13 protein-coding genes are annotated in these 15,586 nt (G+C 71.3%); 8 read left to right on the forward strand and 5 right to left on the reverse strand.

Going from position 1 to position 15,586, the window contains the following annotated elements; all coding sequences use genetic code 11:
• Positions 1-8: 8 nt before the first annotated feature.
• The 3 genes from OG562_RS09940 (at position 9) to ybaK (ending at position 2,420) form a co-directional block, all read left to right on the forward strand.
• Positions 9-1,097, forward strand: coding sequence for a hypothetical protein (locus OG562_RS09940; RefSeq protein ID WP_266395952.1), 1,089 nt, complete (start codon positions 9-11; stop codon positions 1,095-1,097).
• A gap of 11 nt (positions 1,098-1,108) precedes the next feature.
• The gene (locus OG562_RS09945) at positions 1,109-1,849 is read left to right on the forward strand and encodes an LON peptidase substrate-binding domain-containing protein (RefSeq protein ID WP_266395954.1); all 741 of its coding nucleotides are present in this window, start codon (positions 1,109-1,111) and stop codon (positions 1,847-1,849) included.
• Positions 1,850-1,922: 73 nt separating this feature from the next.
• Positions 1,923-2,420 carry a Cys-tRNA(Pro) deacylase gene (gene ybaK / locus OG562_RS09950; RefSeq protein ID WP_266395955.1) on the forward strand — a complete coding sequence of 166 codons (498 nt, stop codon included), beginning with the start codon at positions 1,923-1,925 and terminating at the stop codon, positions 2,418-2,420.
• Between the two features lie 106 nt (positions 2,421-2,526).
• On the opposite strand, the gene OG562_RS09955 is transcribed toward ybaK, so the two are convergent.
• The 4 genes from OG562_RS09955 to OG562_RS09970 all read right to left on the reverse strand — a co-directional run bounded on the left by OG562_RS09955 (position 2,527) and on the right by OG562_RS09970 (position 6,509).
• Entirely contained in the window at positions 2,527-3,252 is a 726-nt protein-coding gene (locus OG562_RS09955; protein WP_266395957.1) for a hypothetical protein, read from the reverse strand.
• Positions 3,253-3,286: 34 nt separating this feature from the next.
• A complete protein-coding gene (locus OG562_RS09960) occupies positions 3,287-4,108 on the reverse strand; it encodes an ABC transporter permease (protein WP_266395959.1) in 822 nt (273 codons plus the stop codon).
• Between the two features lie 98 nt (positions 4,109-4,206).
• Complete coding sequence (locus OG562_RS09965) at positions 4,207-5,181, reverse strand: ABC transporter ATP-binding protein (RefSeq protein WP_266395961.1); 975 nt, start codon at positions 5,179-5,181, stop codon at positions 4,207-4,209.
• 107 nt (positions 5,182-5,288) lie between these two features.
• Positions 5,289-6,509, reverse strand: coding sequence for an NYN domain-containing protein (locus OG562_RS09970; protein WP_266395963.1), 1,221 nt, complete (start codon positions 6,507-6,509; stop codon positions 5,289-5,291).
• 224 nt (positions 6,510-6,733) lie between these two features.
• Between OG562_RS09970 and OG562_RS09975 the strand changes: the two genes are divergently transcribed.
• On the forward strand, positions 6,734-6,898 hold the full coding sequence (locus tag OG562_RS09975) for a hypothetical protein (protein WP_266395965.1): 165 nt from the start codon (positions 6,734-6,736) through the stop codon (positions 6,896-6,898).
• Positions 6,899-6,994: 96 nt separating this feature from the next.
• Here the strand turns inward: OG562_RS09975 and dnaE are convergent, their stop codons facing one another.
• Entirely contained in the window at positions 6,995-10,534 is a 3,540-nt protein-coding gene (gene dnaE / locus OG562_RS09980) for a DNA polymerase III subunit alpha (RefSeq protein WP_266395967.1), read from the reverse strand.
• 146 nt (positions 10,535-10,680) lie between these two features.
• Here dnaE and OG562_RS09985 point away from each other — a divergent pair, with 146 nt between their 5' ends.
• From OG562_RS09985 to OG562_RS10000, 4 genes are all read left to right on the forward strand, one after another.
• Positions 10,681-12,006 (forward strand): DUF2252 domain-containing protein, encoded by a 1,326-nt coding sequence (locus tag OG562_RS09985; RefSeq protein ID WP_266395969.1) that lies wholly within the window; start codon positions 10,681-10,683, stop codon positions 12,004-12,006.
• 176 nt (positions 12,007-12,182) lie between these two features.
• A complete protein-coding gene (locus OG562_RS09990) occupies positions 12,183-12,878 on the forward strand; it encodes a hypothetical protein (protein ID WP_266395970.1) in 696 nt (231 codons plus the stop codon).
• Between the two features lie 103 nt (positions 12,879-12,981).
• Positions 12,982-13,797, forward strand: a complete 816-nt coding sequence (locus tag OG562_RS09995) for a DsbA family protein (RefSeq protein ID WP_266395971.1) — start codon at positions 12,982-12,984, stop codon at positions 13,795-13,797.
• A gap of 136 nt (positions 13,798-13,933) precedes the next feature.
• Entirely contained in the window at positions 13,934-15,580 is a 1,647-nt protein-coding gene (locus OG562_RS10000) for an alkaline phosphatase (protein ID WP_266395973.1), read from the forward strand.
• Positions 15,581-15,586 lie beyond the last annotated feature (6 nt).

Here is a 15,586-nt window from a genome sequence, read left to right on the forward strand (position 1 = left end):
GGCTTTCAATGGGCGGCACCATGGCTCTGCTGCCCCCGTTCATCCGCGTCTCCCGGGCCACCCGGACGGCGCGGATCGCCGCTCCCCACAGCGCCGCCGCTAGCCGCAGCGCCGCCGCTCCCCACAGCGCCGCCGGGCTTCCCGCCGACGACGAGGTGCTCCTCGACGTGCCCGACGATCGGCTCGGACCCGCGCTGGTCGCGGCCGGCCGGGGCGGCTACGAGAGCGCCGCCGCCCTGCTGGCCCGCACCCGCGAGCGCGCCGAGTGGGAGTACCACGACCGGTACGTGGTCCGCCTGGCGTCCTTCGCACGCTCGCGCCCCGAGTGGTTCGAGGAGTGGCGTGCCACCGCCCCGCGCCACCCCGACCTCCTGCTGGTCGCCGCCCAGCTCGCGGTGGACCGCGCCTGGCAGTCGCCGGCCCGGGCCGAGCTGCTGCGCGAGGTCAGCCCGTTGATCACGGCGGCCGCGCAGAGCGACGTACGCGACCCGGTGCCGTGGCGGATCGCCCTGGACCACGCGCGCGGGGCGAACGCCGGGCACAAGTACTTCGAGGAGCTGTGGGCGGCCGCGGTCCGCCGCGCCCCGCACCACTACGGCTGCCATGTGGCCGCCATGCGCTACCTGGCCCAGGCCTGGCACGGCTCGCACCGCGAGTGCTTCGACTTCGCCGACCGGGCCGCGCAGGACGCCCCGGCCGGCACGCTCGTCCAGGCGCTGCCGGTCCGCGCGGCCTTCGCCTACCTGACCGACGGCTGCGGCCCCGAGGTGCCGCGGGAGCGGCTGGAGGCGGCCGCCGACCGGGCGCTCGCGCTCTCCGCCCGCTTCCCCTCGGTCGACCCCTGGCCGGCCGAGATCCGCAACCTGCTGGCGTACGTCCTGGTCCGCCTCGGCCGCCGCGACGACGCCCTCGCCCAGTTGCGCCTGATCGGCCCGTACGCCACGTCCTTCCCCTGGGGTCGGCTGTCGGACGACCCGCTCGGACACTTCCTGACGGTCCGCGAGAGCGTGCGCTCGGGGCAGTCGCGGCCGTCCGGACAGCCGCCCGGACATCCACGGAATGAGCACGGGGGACCGTCGCACCCCGTGGACCACTAGGCTTCTGCGTCGTGACCACCGTCCGTCTGCCGCTCTTCCCCCTGAACTCGGTGTTGTTCCCGGGGCTGGTGCTTCCGTTGAACGTCTTCGAGGAGCGCTATCGCGCCATGATGCGCGACCTGTTGAAGACCCCCGAGGACGAATCGCGCCGATTCGCCGTCGTGGCCATCCGCGACGGCCACGAGGTGGCGACCACCGCCCCGGGCCTGCCCGACCAGACGGCGCTGCCCGAGCGCGGCCCCACGGCGGGCTTCGGCGACGACCCGGTCAAGGCGTTCCACGGCGTGGGCTGCGTGGCCGACGCGGCGACGATCCGCGAACGCGCCGACGGCACCTTCGAGGTGCTGGCCACGGGCACGACCCGGGTACGGCTGCTGTCCGTGGACGCGTCGGGCCCGTTCCTGACGGCGGAGCTGCAGGAGCTGCCGGAGGAACCGGGCGAGGAGGCGGGCGCCCTCGCGGAGGGCGTGCTGCGGGCCTTCCGCAAGTACCAGAAGCGTCTGGCGGGCGCCCGCGAACGCTCCCTGACCACGGGCGCGGATCTGCCGGACGACCCCTCGGTGGTGTCGTACCTGGTGGCCGCGGCGATGATGCTGGACACCCCTACCAAGCAGCGCCTCCTCCAAGCCCCCGACACCGCCTCCCGGCTGCGCGACGAGCTGACGCTGCTGCGCGCGGAGACGGCGATCATCCGCAACCTGCCTTCACTCCCCGCGTCGGAGCTGACACGAGGCCCGACAAGCCTCAACTGACATCACGGACACCACAGAGACCGCTGACGGCACTGACGGCACCGACACCACAGACGGCATCGAGAAGGCCCGCATGGCGAAGAAGAAGCAGCAACAGCCCGGCGGCACGCCCGCGACGGTGGCCCTGACGGCGGCGGGCGTGGACTTCACGGTCCACTCCTACGACCACGACCCGGCCCACCCCTCCTACGGCGAGGAGGCGGCCGAGGCGATGGGCGTCTCCCCCGACCGCGTCTTCAAGACCCTGGTCGCGGACGTCGACGGCGCCCTCACCGTCGCGGTCGTCCCGGTGGCGGGCTCCCTGGACCTCAAGGCGCTGGCCGCCGCCGTGGGCGGCAAACGCGCGACCATGGCCGACCCCATCCTCGCGGAACGCACCACCGGCTACGTCCGAGGCGGCATCTCCCCCCTGGGCCAGCGCAAGAAGCTCCCCACGGTCCTGGACGACTCGGCGTCGACCCACCCCACGATCTGCGTCTCGGCGGGCCGCCGGGGCTTGGAGGTGGAACTGGCCGCGGAAGACCTGGCGAGCCTGACCGGGGCGAAGACGGCCCCGATCGCCCGCCCGTAACAGCCCGTCCGGCGTTTGAGGACGAGGCCCTTTCAGGGCCGAAGCGGGGGTCTGGGGGCGGCAGCCCCCAAGGACGGGACCGGAAGGGGCGGCGGGGGCGAAACCCCTAGGAGACCGGCGCCCCGTACCCATCCTTCGGCGCAGCCCCCTGCAGGGGATACTCCGGATCCCGCGGCCCGAACAACGCGGTCAACCCCAGATGCACCAGCAACGCGGCGACGGACCACGCCAGCCACGCCCCCTTCGCCCCCAGCTTCAAGGGCGCCGAGAACGTCACCCCCTTGCCCACCTCCCGCGCATGCGCGATCACATCGGCATCGGGCCCGAGCCACATCCCGACCTTCCACGCCAGCAACGACCCCAGCAGTCCTCCGACCGCCAACGCCACCACCAGCGGCACACCCCCACGCCGCCGCCAGGCGAACACCGCCGCCGCGCTCACCGCGCCGAACGCCAGGGCCAGCAGCGTGAACGTGCCGTCCACCCCGATCGCCTGCTCGCCCTCGGTGTCCTTGAGATAGACGACCCAGCTGTCGTCCACCACATCGCCGACCAGCGGCACCTTCGTGGCCAGCCAGGCCCACAGCACCCCGAGGAGCGCCCCGCTCAGCGCGACCGCGACCGTGATCACGGCGGCTTCCCGCAGCTCGGTCTTCATCCCGGGCCCGTCCTGTCCGTACGAGACGACGTGGGGCGCGGCGCCCTCGTACCCGCCGGGCGCCGACGACCACCCGTCGTACGGCGACGGCGGGTGCGGGGCCGGCTGATGCGGGGCCGGTCCGTGCGAGGACGGCTCGTGCGGCGGCGGAGGCGGAGTCAGCGGTGCGGTCACCCTGACATCGTGCCAGGCGCGTCTGTGCCGCGCGTCATCGGACGGCGGCCCGGCGGTACGCCCAGGTGGCGACGGCCAGCGAAACGACGCCGACGCCGGCGCACACGGCGAGGTCACCGAGGACGAACGCCCAGTCGGGGCTCGCCCGGAAGGTCCGCGCGAAGGCCTCGACGCCGTACGTCGACGGCAGCAGATCGCGGGCGAAGCGCACCGCCTCCGGCATCCGGTCCGGCGGCAGCACGCCCAGCAGCAGCGCCGCCGACATGCCGAGCTGCCCGAGCACGGTGGCCAGCTCCGGCCGCGGCGCGAGGAGCCCGAAGGCCGCGCCGAGCCCGGACAGCGCGGCGCCCGCCAGCGGGATCACCGCCGCGAGCACCCACAGGTGGGTCAGCGGCAGCCCGAACAGGACACACCCGAAGACGGCGGTCACCAGTGTCCCCGGCACGGTGAAGGACGCGTACGCCCCCGCAGCGCCCAGCACGACCGCGGCGGGCGGCACCGGAAGGGTCGCGTAGTGGTCGAGCCCTCCGCTCGCCCGCAGCTGCCCGAAGTACTGCGCGAGGAGGTTCAGCGCGACGAAGGCGACGACGAGGACCGCGGACCCGGCCACCACGGCCTCCGCCTCACGGCCGCCGTCCACCACGCCCCGCATCATGATCAGGATGCCGACCGACTGGAAGGTCGCCACGAACAGCAGCGGAATCCGCGCCACCCGCGCGCGCGACAGCTGCGCCCGGTAGACGGCCACGAGCGACGGCCACAGCCGCGCGCGCGGCCCCAGCTCGGCCGTCACCCTGACCGGCTCGTCCACGGCCAGGGCGCTGCCCGGCAGAACCTCTGCGGGTACGACACTCACCTGGAGCTGCTCCTCTTCCTCACGCGCACGGCTCTCGGACCGACGGCCCGCACGCCGTCCCCTCACGCCGTCCCATACGGACGCGACGACCCCGGCGCTCATACCCGCACCAGTCCCTGCCGGGCCGCCCCGCCCAGCGCCAGGTAGACGTCCTCCAGGCTGGGCGTGGCCAGGGTGAAGTCGTCCAGGGCGGCGAAGGCGGCGCCGCCGGTGACGGTGGCGACGACGGCACGGGCCTCGTCGGGGGCCAGCCGCAGCGTCCAGCGGCGCCCGGACTCCACGGCCCGCTCGCGCAGCGCGGCGACCTCGGGCACCTCCAGCGGCGCCCGCTCCCGCCACACCAGCTCGACCCGCACCTCGCCGGCGACCTGTTCCTTGAGCCCGGAGGGCGTGTCGCAGGCGATGACCCTGCCCTTGTCGAGGACGGCGACCCGGTCGAGGACGGTCTCGGCCTCGATGACGTTGTGGGTGACCAGCAGCACGGTGGCGCCCCGCTCGGCCCGGCGCCGGTCCACGGCCGACCACACGGCCCGCCGCGCCACCGGGTCCATCCCGGTCGTCGGCTCGTCCAGCACCAGCAGAGGCCGCTCCCCCACCAGCACGGAGGCGAAACAGGCCAGCCGCCGCTGCCCGCCGGACAGCTTGCGCAGCGGCCGCCCGGCGATCGGCGTGAGCCCCAGCTCGTCCAGGACGGCGTCCCGCTCCCGGCGCGCCGTGCGCACGTCGAGGCCGCGCAGCCGTCCGGTGGTCTCGGCGGCGAGGGAGACGGTGAGTTCGTCGAGGGCGGTGGACTCCTGGCCCAGGTAGGCGAGGATCCTCGCGGCCCGTTCGGGGTGGCTCACGATGTCGTGCCCGAGGATCTCCACGCTGCCGGTGTCGGGCCGCATGAGCCCGGTCATCTGCCGCACGAGGGTGGACTTGCCGGCCCCGTTCGGCCCGAGCAGCCCGAAGATCTCACCGCGCCGGATGTCCAGCCGTACGTCGTCGGTGGCCCGGACCTCGGGCGTCGCGGGAGTGCCGCGCCGGCCCCGTACCGCCGGATAGGTCTTGGTCAGACCGCGCACGGCACACACGACCTCGTCCCTGTGCCGGATGGCCGATGCCGCGCGCGTACTCACAAGGAACGAGACTACGGGGTCGGGGAGGTCTGCTCGCCGTCGGGGCGTCCCGAGTGCCCGGTTCAGTCCCCCGCGGGCACGCGCTCCGAGGCCGTGCGGACGTCGATCTCACGCCAGAAGCCCGCCCGGATGGCGTAACGGTCGTGCTCGTCGATCTGGTCGTCCTTGTGGGCGAGCAGTCCGAAGCGGGCCGCGTAGCGCAGCAGCTCGCCGTCGATGCGGTGCGGGATGCGCGGGTACATGCCCGACAGCTTCTGCAGATGGCTCTGGTCCCCGAGGCGCCCCATCCAGCGGCGCGAGAAGACCTGCCCCACCTCGTACGGGTCGCCGCCCACGGTGGTGATGTCCTCCTCGCGGTCGGCCCACCGCTGCTCCGCGGAGGTGAGCTGGGCGAGCGTCGGCATCTGGGCGGCCTCGGAGGGCTCGGCGACGACGCCGGGCCGGTCCACCCAGCCCTTGTCCGAGGACCAGCGCAGGGTCGCGCTGGCGGGGGGCTGGGCGGGCTGGGCGCCGGGTGCGCGCAGGGCGGCGAGGTCCTTGGGGGTGGGGACGCCCTTGGGCGCGGGGACGCGCTCCTGCGCGCCGTTCTCCGAGTCGTCGGCGGAGGCGTGCTCGACCTCCTCCCGCGTCCGCTCGACGGGGGCGGGGGCGAGGCCGGAGTCGGGCAGCGGCGCGGAGAGGATCGCGGCGATCTCGGGCCGCGGCGCGTGCACCGGCGCGCACGTCCCACCGAGCTCCTTGGCGCGTACGGCCTTGGTGATCCACGTACGGTCCAGGACGCGGCGTTCGTCGGCCTCGGCGACGAGGTCCTCGGACTGGTTGTAGTCGCCGTCGGCGGCCTGTACGGCCCACAGGTGGACGGCGACGCCGTGCTCCTTGGCGGCCATCATGCCGGGCAGCAGGTCGCCGTCGCCGGTGACGAGGACGACGTCGGAGCAGGCGCGGTTGCGGGCCAGCTCGGTCAGCTCGGCGTGCATGGCCGCGTCGACGCCCTTCTGCGCCCAGCGGCCGTCGCTGCGGGTCAGGGCGCCGAGGCGGACGGTGACCCGGGGCATCACCCGCAGCCTGCGGTGCTCGGGCTGGGGGACGCGGTCGGGGGCGCCGTCGAACCAGTAGATGCGCAGCAGCGGGCGCTCGGTGTCGGACTCGGCCTGTTCGCGCAGGCCCTGGACGAGGGCGGGATGGTCGACGGTGATCCGGGATCGCGAGGGCTCTCCGGCGAGGAGGCTCGCGGCGGCCCCCAGCAGATACCCGGCGTCCACCAGGACGATGCAGCGGTCCACACGACTCACCCTCTTCCCGGGAGATTTGCTTCGGGCTTCCTTCGAGTCTGCCCGACCGCACGGGGGTTAACGGCCCGAACTCGATCTTCGGCGTGGCGTTTCGCGCCGATGCGCTCCGAGAACCCCTGTCACGGACGGTAATTATCCGAAATGCGCCATACCTCAGCCTATGTGAATCTGGTCCCGGCCCTGGCCCCTAGTTCCCCCGTTGGAGGCAGATCCCCATGGCCAAGAACAAGAAACAGGAACGCAAGCAGCCCCAGTCCGAGCGCGGTCAGCAGGCGGCGCAGCAGTCCTCGATGGAGTCGCAGGCCGAGCAGCGCATCTCGCAGGTGACGCCTGCCGACGTCGCCCGCAAGGGCCGGCAGAAGCGCTTCGGACACAACTGACAGCTGTACGACGGGCTGTTGCAGCCCGGGCACACCGAGGGGCGCATCCGATGCCGGATGCGCCCCTCGTACGTGCTCTTCTGCTCTTCTGTTGGATCAGCCGGCCAGGCAGGACGGGCCGAGCAGCACCTTCAGATCGCCGAACAGCGCCGGATCGGGCTTGACGCGGTGCCGGTCCAGGCGCAGCACGGTCGTCTTCGTCGGCCCCTGGAGCCTGATCCGGACCTCGCTGTCGCCCCTGTGGTGGGTGAGGATCTCGCCGAGGCGGCTGATCATCGGCGGGGTGACCCGGGTGGCCGGGATGGTGAGGATCACGGGCGCGTTGGTGCCCGCGTTGGACAGGTCGGGGACCGCCAGTTCCATCGCGACCAGACGCGGCACGTCCTCGCGCTTGTCCAGGCGTCCCTTGACGAACACGACGGCGTCCTCGACGAGTTGGGTCGACACCAGCTGGTAGGTCGCCGGGAAGAACATGCACTCGATGGAGCCGGCGAGGTCCTCGACGGTGGCGATGGCCCAGGCGTTGCCCTGCTTGGTCATCTTGCGCTGGAGCCCCGAGATGATGCCGCCGATGGTGACGACCGCGCCGTCCGCGTGCTCGCCTCCGGTGAGCTGGGCGATGCCCGCGTCGGCCTTGTCGGACAGGACGTGCTCCAGACCGAAGAGCGGGTGGTCGGAGACGTACAGCCCGAGCATCTCCCGCTCCTGGGCGAGCAGGTACGTCTTCTCCCACTCGTCGGTGGTGAACTCCACGTCGAGGCCGAAGCCGGGCTCGGTGGTCTCCTCCTCGCCCATCCCGCCGAAGAGGTCGAACTGGCCCTCGGCCTCCTTGCGCTTGACCGCGACCACGTTGTCGATCATCGGCTCGAAGTGCGCGGTGAGGCCCTTGCGGGTGTGCCCCATCGTGTCGAACGCGCCCGCCTTGATCAGCGACTCCGTGGTGCGCTTGTTGCAGGCGACCGCCTCGACCTTGTCGAGGTAGTCGGGGAAGGAGGAGTACTTCCCCTTGGCCTTGCGGCTGCGGATGATCGACTCGACCACGTTCGTGCCGACGTTGCGGACGGCCTCGAGCCCGAAGAGGATCACGTCGTCGCCCTGGGCGGCGAAGTTGTGCACCGACTCGTTGACGTTCGGCGGCAGCACCTTGATGCCCATGCGCCGGCACTCGTTCAGATAGATCGCGGACTTGTCCTTGTCGTCCTTGACCGAGGTGAGCAGCGCGGCCATGTACTCGGCCGGGTAGTTCGCCTTCAGGTAGGCGGTCCAGTACGAGACCAGTCCGTACGCGGCCGAGTGGGCCTTGTTGAAGGCGTAGCCGGCGAAGGGGACCAGCACGTCCCACAGGCCCTGGATGGCCTCGTCGCTGTAGCCGTTCTTCTTGGCGCCGGCCTGGAAGATGGTGAAGTTCTTGGCCAGTTCGTCGGGCTTCTTCTTGCCCATCACGCGGCGCAGGATGTCGGCCTCGCCGAGCGAGTAGCCGGCGATGATCTGGGCGGCCTTCTGCACCTGCTCCTGGTAGACGATCAGGCCGTAGGTGACCGCCAGGACCTCTTCGAGGGGCTCTTCGAGCTCCTTGTGGATCGGCGTGATGTCCTGGAGCTTGTTCTTGCGCAGCGCGTAGTTGGTGTGCGAGTCCATGCCCATGGGGCCGGGACGGTAGAGCGCCGACACGGCGGAGATGTCTTCGAAGTTGTCGGGCTTCATCAGGCGCAGCAGCGAGCGCATGGGGCCGCCGTCGAACTGGAAGACGCCGAGGGTGTCGCCGCGCTGGAGCAGTTCGAAGGTCGTCGGGTCGTCGAGCGGCAGGCCCAGCAGGTCGAGGTCGACGCCCTTGTTGGACTTCACCATCTTGACGGCGTCGTCCATGATCGTCAGGTTGCGCAGGCCCAGGAAGTCCATCTTCAGCAGGCCGAGCGACTCGCACTGCGGGTAGTCCCACTGGGTGATGGTCACGCCGTCGGTGTGCCGCACCCAGATCGGGGCGTGGTCGACGATGGGCTCGCTGGACATGATGACGCCGGCCGCGTGCACGCCCATCTGGCGGACCAGGCCCTCGACGCCCTTGGCGGTGTCGATGACCTTCTTGACGTCCGCCTCGTTCTCGTACATCGCGCGGATCTCGCCGGCCTCGCTGTAGCGCGGGTGCGAGGGGTCGGTGATGCCGTTGAGGTCGATGCCCTTGCCGAGGACGTCGGCGGGCATCGCCTTGGTGAGGCGGTCGCCCATGGCGTACGGGTAGCCCAGCACGCGCGCGGAGTCCTTGATCGCGTTCTTGGCCTTGATCTTGCCGTAGGTGCCGATCATGGCGACCTTGTCGGCGCCGTACTTCTCCGTCACGTACCGGATCACCTCGACGCGCCGGCGCTCGTCGAAGTCGATGTCGACGTCGGGCATGGAGACGCGCTCGGGGTTGAGGAACCGCTCGAAGATCAGTCCGTGCGGGATCGGGTCGAGGTCGGTGATCCCCATGGCGTAGGCGACGATCGAGCCGGCCGCGGAGCCACGGCCCGGGCCGACCGCGATGCCCTGGTTCTTGGCCCACATGATGAAGTCGGCGACGACGAGGAAGTAGCCCGGGAACCCCATCTGGATGATGACGTCCATCTCGTACTCGACCTGCTTCTGCCGGTCGTCCGGGATGCCGCCGGGGAAGCGGCGCTCCATGCCCCGGCGGACCTCCTCCTTGAACCAGGTGATCTCGGTGAAGCCGTCGGGGATGTCGAACTTCGGCATGAGGTTCTTCGCCTCGAACATGCCGGCGGTGTCGATCTGCTCGGCCACCAGGAGGGTGTTGGCGCAGCCCTCCTGCCAGGCGTCCGAGGAGTCGATGGCGTACATCTCCTCCGTGGACTTCAGGTAGTAGCCGGTGCCGTCGAAGCGGAAGCGGTCGGGGTCGGAGAGGTTCTTGCCGGTCTGGATGCACAGCAGCGCGTCGTGCGCGGTCGCCTCGTGCGCGTACGTGTAGTGCGAGTCGTTCGTCACCAGGGGCGGGATGCCGAGCTTCTTGCCGATCTCCAGGAGTCCGTCGCGGACCCGGCTCTCGATCTCGATGCCGTGGTCCATCAGCTCCAGGAAGTAGCGGTCCTTGCCGAAGATGTCCTGGTACTCGGCGGCCGCCTTCAGCGCCTCGTCCTTCTGGCCGAGCCGCAGCCGGGTCTGGAGTTCGCCCGAGGGGCAGCCGGTGGAGGCGATCAGCCCCTCGGACCACTGCGAGATGGTCTCCTTGTCCATCCGCGGCCACTTCTGCAGCCAGCCCTCGGCGTACGCGTCCGAGGAGAGCCGGAAGAGGTTGTGCAGGCCCGTCGCGTTCGCCGCCCAGATCGTCTTGTGGGTGTATCCGCCGGAGCCGGAGACGTCGTCGCGCTTCTGGTGCGGCTGGCCCCACTGGATCTTGCGCTTGTTGCGCCGCGACTCGGGCGCGACATACGCCTCGATGCCGATGATCGGGGTGACCCCGGCCTTCTTCGCGGTGTGGAAGAAGTCATACGCCCCGTGCAGGTTGCCGTGGTCGGACATGGCGATATGGGTCATGCCCATCTCGTTGCACGCGTTGAACATGTCCTTCAGCCGCGCGGCACCGTCCAGCAGCGAGTACTGGGTGTGGACGTGCAGGTGCGTGAACGGCGGCTTTGACACGGCTTCGGCCTCCAATAGACAGTCGGGGGACAGCGTCGAAGTCTATGCCTCGCGACTGACACTCGACGGGCACCTCCGCGTACCTTCGTGCGTTGGAGACGGCAGAGACGCTGTCGTACATGCACTGCACCAGGAGGCACCCAGCGATGTCGGTTCCGCAGCTCAACGACGAGCACCGCGGCGAGGAGATCCTCGCCGTCTTCGACACCGCGTTCGGCGAGCTCCTGGCCGCCGACCCGGCCGCGTTCCGCGTGAAGTTCCGCAAGATGGCGGCCTCGGCGTTCGCGTTCTACCGGGGCACGGCGGCTCTCTTCTACCACGACCTCGACGCGGAGAAGCGGGGCGGCCCGTTCCTGGACGAGCGCACCTCGCGCGTGTGGATCCACGGCGATCTGCACGCGGAGAACTTCGGCACGTACATGGACGCCAACGGCCGGCTGATCTTCAACGTCAACGACTTCGACGAGGCGTACGTCGGCCCCTTCACCTGGGACCTGAAGCGCCTCTCCGCCTCCCTCGCCCTCATCGGGTACGCGAAGGCGCTCGGCGACGACCAGATCAGCGAGCTGGTGGAGGTGTACGCGGGCGCGTACCGCGAGCGCATCCACGCGCTGGCCACCGGTGCCAAGAGCGACGAGGTGCCGCCGTTCACGCTGGACACCGCCCAGGGACCGCTCCTGGACGCGCTGCGCGACGCCCGCTCGCTGACCCGCTTCGGTCTCCTCGACTCCATGACGGAGATCCGGGACTTCGAACGCCGGTTCGCGCCGGGCGGCGGCTCCATCGAGCTGGACGCCGCCACCCGCTACAAGGTCCTGGCCGCCTTCGACGGCTATCTGGAGACCCTGCCGGAGACGTCGCTGACCCGCCCGGACTCCTACCGGGTGAAGGACGTCGTGGGCCGCCGCGGTATCGGCATCGGCTCGGCCGGCCTGCCGTCGTACAACATCCTGCTCGAAGGGCACAGCGACGCCCTGGAGAACGACGTCGTGATCTACATCAAGCAGGCCCAGACCCCGGCCGTGTCCCGGCACATCACCGACCCGGCGATCCGCGGCTACTTCCAGCACGAGGGCCACCGCACGGTGATCTCCCAGCGCGCCCTCCAGGCCCACGCCGACCCGTGGCTGGGCTGGACCGAGCTGGGCGGCGCGGGCCAGCTGGTCGCCGAGGTGTCGCCGTATGCGGTCGACCTGGACTGGGGCGACATCGACGACCCGGAGGAGATCGCGGGCGTGGTGGCCGACCTGGGCCGGGCCACGGCCACGATGCACGCGGCGGCGGACGACCAGTCCGGCGAGTCCCTGGTCCCGTTCTCCACGGAGCGGGCCATCGACGCGGCCATCGCGGCCGACGAGGAGGGCTTCGCCCCCTTGCTGGTCGACTTCGCGCACGCCTACGGCGCACGCGCGCGTGCCGATCACCAGACCTTCGTCGACCTGTTCCGCAACGGCCGGATCCCGGGTCTGTGACGGGATCCACCACGACCTACGCCACGGCCCCCGCCATGACCTCCGCCACGGCCCCCGCCGCGACCTCGGCCGCGATCCGCGCTGCGGGCTCGGTGCCGAAATCGATAACGAAAAGGGCTCTCACAGGACCCCTTTAGGGGTCTCTTACAGGAGCGCGTGACACACTCTCCTCCGCTATGGACATATCCGGGACCCGATTCAGAGCCGTACGCGCGGCGCTGTTCACGGCCGTCGTCGTGACGCTCAGCACCGCGTCGCACGTGCTGCTGTCCCGGGCTCCCCTGCCGCTGAACACGGTGGCCGTCGTCGCGGCCGCCGTGTTCGCCCTCGCCTACGCGCTCGCGGGCCGCGAGCGCGGCTTCGGGCGGATCGCCGCCCTGCTGATCCCGCTGGAGCTGGCGGCCGACACCGTCTTCACCACCGGCCAGCACGTCTGCTACGGCCGCGCGGGCGGTCCGGTCGCCGGGCCGCTGGCCTCGGTCGGCTGGGACGTGCTGTGCGGCGACGGCGTCCGCGTGGGCACCCCGCTGGCCCGGGTCACGGGCGCCGACCCGGACAGGCTCGGCGGCCTCCTGGCCCACGCCGACCCGGCCGCCGCCTGGCTGCTGCTCGGCGCGCACGTCTGCGTCGGCCTCGCCGCCGCCGCCTGGCTGCGCCGCGGCGAGCGGGCGCTGGCCCAGCTGCTGCGGGCGGCGACCGCCACCACCTTCCGGCCCCTGCTGCTCGCGGTGGCCGCGGTGACCGTACGACGCGCCCCGGCGGCCCGCCGCCTGCCGCGGCCCGCACGCCGTACGGCCACCGCCCGCGACCGGATCCTCGTGCACTCCCTGGGACGGCGTGGACCGCCGTGCTCGGCCGTCGCCCTCGTCTGAGCGGCGCCGCCCACGTCGCGCGAGCGACCTCCCCGAGCACGAGACAGTCCCCCATACGTATCCCGCGTACGGCATGTACGCGTCCCACCTGGAGAACACCGATATGAGCAAGCGGAACAGCGCGGCGGCCAAGACGGCGGCCCGGGAGCGGCTGCGCGTCGAGCGCGAGCGCCAGGCGAAGCGGGCCAAGGCCAGGCGGCAGATCATCGTCGCCTGCTCGGCGGTCGGCGTGCTGGCGGCGGCCGGCGGCATAGGCTACGCGGTCGTCCAGGCCAACAAGCCCAGCTACTGGGAAGAGGCCAAGACCGCCAAGCTGGTCAAGCCGGCCAACGCCACCGGCAAGAACGGCACGACCGTCGTCATCGGCAAGAGCACCGCCAAGAAGACCCTCGTGATGTACGAGGACCCGCGTTGCCCGGTCTGCGCCCAGTTCGAGCAGACCGTCGGCGCGACCGTGAAGAAGGACTACGACGACGGCAAGTTCAAGATCCAGTACGTCGGCGCCACCTTCCTCGACCGCAGCCTGACCGGCGAGGGCTCCAAGAACGGGCTCAGCGCCCTGGGCGCCGCGCTCAACGTCAGCCCCGAGGCGTTCCTCGAGTACAAGACCGCGCTGTACTCGACGAAGTACCACCCCGAGGAGACCGACGACAAGTTCAAGGACGACTCCTACCTGATCAAGGTGGCGGACACGGTCCCGGAGCTGAAGGGCAACACGAAGTTCCAGAACGCCGTGAAGAACGGCACCTACGACCGGTGGGCGCTGGAGATGTCCAAGACCTTCGACTCCAGCGGCGTCTCGGGCACCCCGACCCTGAAGATGGACGGCAAGACGCTGACCGCCTCCGACGGCAGCGGGAACGCGCCCATGTCCGTCGCCGACTTCACCACGGCGATCGACGCGGCCCTCAAGGGCTGAGCCAGGCCGGACACGACGCTCAGTCAAAGAGCGGGCGAACTTTTACAGTTCGCCCGCTCTTTTGTCGTACTGGTCAGTAATCTCATCGCCCGTGACCAGTCGATACAGATCACCCGAGAGCGCCGACACCGCGTCCGTGTCCGTGTCAGAGCGCGCCGACTCGCGTACACCGCGCCGCCGTACGGTCGTCAAGGCCGCGGCCGCCACCGCCGTGCTGGCCGGGCCGCTCGTCGCCGCGCTGCCCGCCCGGGCCGCCGAGGCCCCCGCCTTCCTGCACGGCCTCGCCTCCGGCGACCCGCTGCCCGACGGCGTCCTGCTGTGGACCCGGGTGACGCCCACCGCCGAGGCGACCCCCGGCTCCGGGCTCGGTCCGGACACCGAGGTGACCTGGGTCGTCGCCCGGGACAAGGCGCTCACCAACGTCGTCACCCGGGGCTCCACCACGGCCACCGCCGCCTCCGACCACACCGTGAAGGCCGACATCCGCGGTCTGGCGCCGGCCACCGACTACTACTTCCGCTTCTCGGCCGGCGGCGTCGACTCCCCGGTGGCGCGCACCCGCACCGCGCCGGCGGCGGACGCGGCCGTGACCGGTCTGCGCTTCGGCGTGGTCTCCTGCGCCAACTGGGAGGCCGGCTACTTCTCCTCGTACCGCCATCTCGCGGCCCGCGGCGACCTGGACGCCTGGCTGCACCTCGGCGACTACATCTACGAGTACGGCACCGGCGAGTACGGCACGCGCGGCACCGTCGTACGCCAGCACGCGCCCACGCACGAGATCCTCACGCTCGCCGACTACCGCACCCGGCACGGCAAGTACAAGACGGACCCGGACCTTCAGGCCCTGCACACCAAGGCGCCGGTCATCGCGATCTGGGACGACCACGAGTTCGCCAACGACAGCTGGTCCGGCGGCGCGGAGAACCACACCGAAGGCGCCGAGGGCGCCTGGTCGGCCCGTCAGGCGGCCGCCAAGCAGGCCTACTTCGAGTGGATGCCGGTGCGCCCGGCGATCGCCGGCACCACCTACCGCCGACTGCGCTTCGGCAAGCTCGCCGACCTGTCCCTGCTGGACCTGCGGTCCTTCCGCTCGCAGCAGGTCGCCGTCGGCAACGGCACGGTCGACGACCCGGACCGCACGATCACCGGCCGCGCCCAGCTCGACTGGCTGAAGGCCGGGCTGAAGGCGTCCGACACCACCTGGCGGCTGGTCGGCAACTCGGTGATGATCTCGCCGTTCGCCATCGGCTCGCTCTCCGCGGACCTGCTCAAGCCGCTCGCCAAGCTGCTCGGCCTGCCCCAGGAGGGGCTCGCCCTCAACACCGACCAGTGGGACGGCTACACCGACGACCGGCGCGAACTCCTGGCCCACCTGCGGTCGAACGCCATCGGCAACACCGTCTTCCTCACCGGCGACATCCACATGGCGTGGGCCAACGACGTGCCGGTGGACGCCGGGACGTACCCGCTGTCGCCGTCGGCCGCCACCGAGTTCGTGGTCACCTCGGTGACCTCCGACAACCTCGACGACATCGTGAAGGTCCCCGAGGGCACCCTCACCGCGATCGCCGCGCCGATCATCCAGCTCGCCAACCGGCATGTGCACTGGGTCGACACCGACCGCCACGGCTACGGCGTCCTGGACATCACCGCCGCCCGCGCGCAGATGGACTACTACGTCCTGTCCGACCGCACCAGCGCCACCGCGACCTCCACCTGGTGGCGCTCGTACCGCACGCGCAGCGGCACGCAGAAGGTGGAGCGGACGTACGACCCGGTGTAGCCCTCC

This window comes from Streptomyces sp. NBC_01275 (assembly GCF_026340655.1).
Classification (GTDB): Bacteria; Actinomycetota; Actinomycetes; order Streptomycetales; family Streptomycetaceae; genus Streptomyces.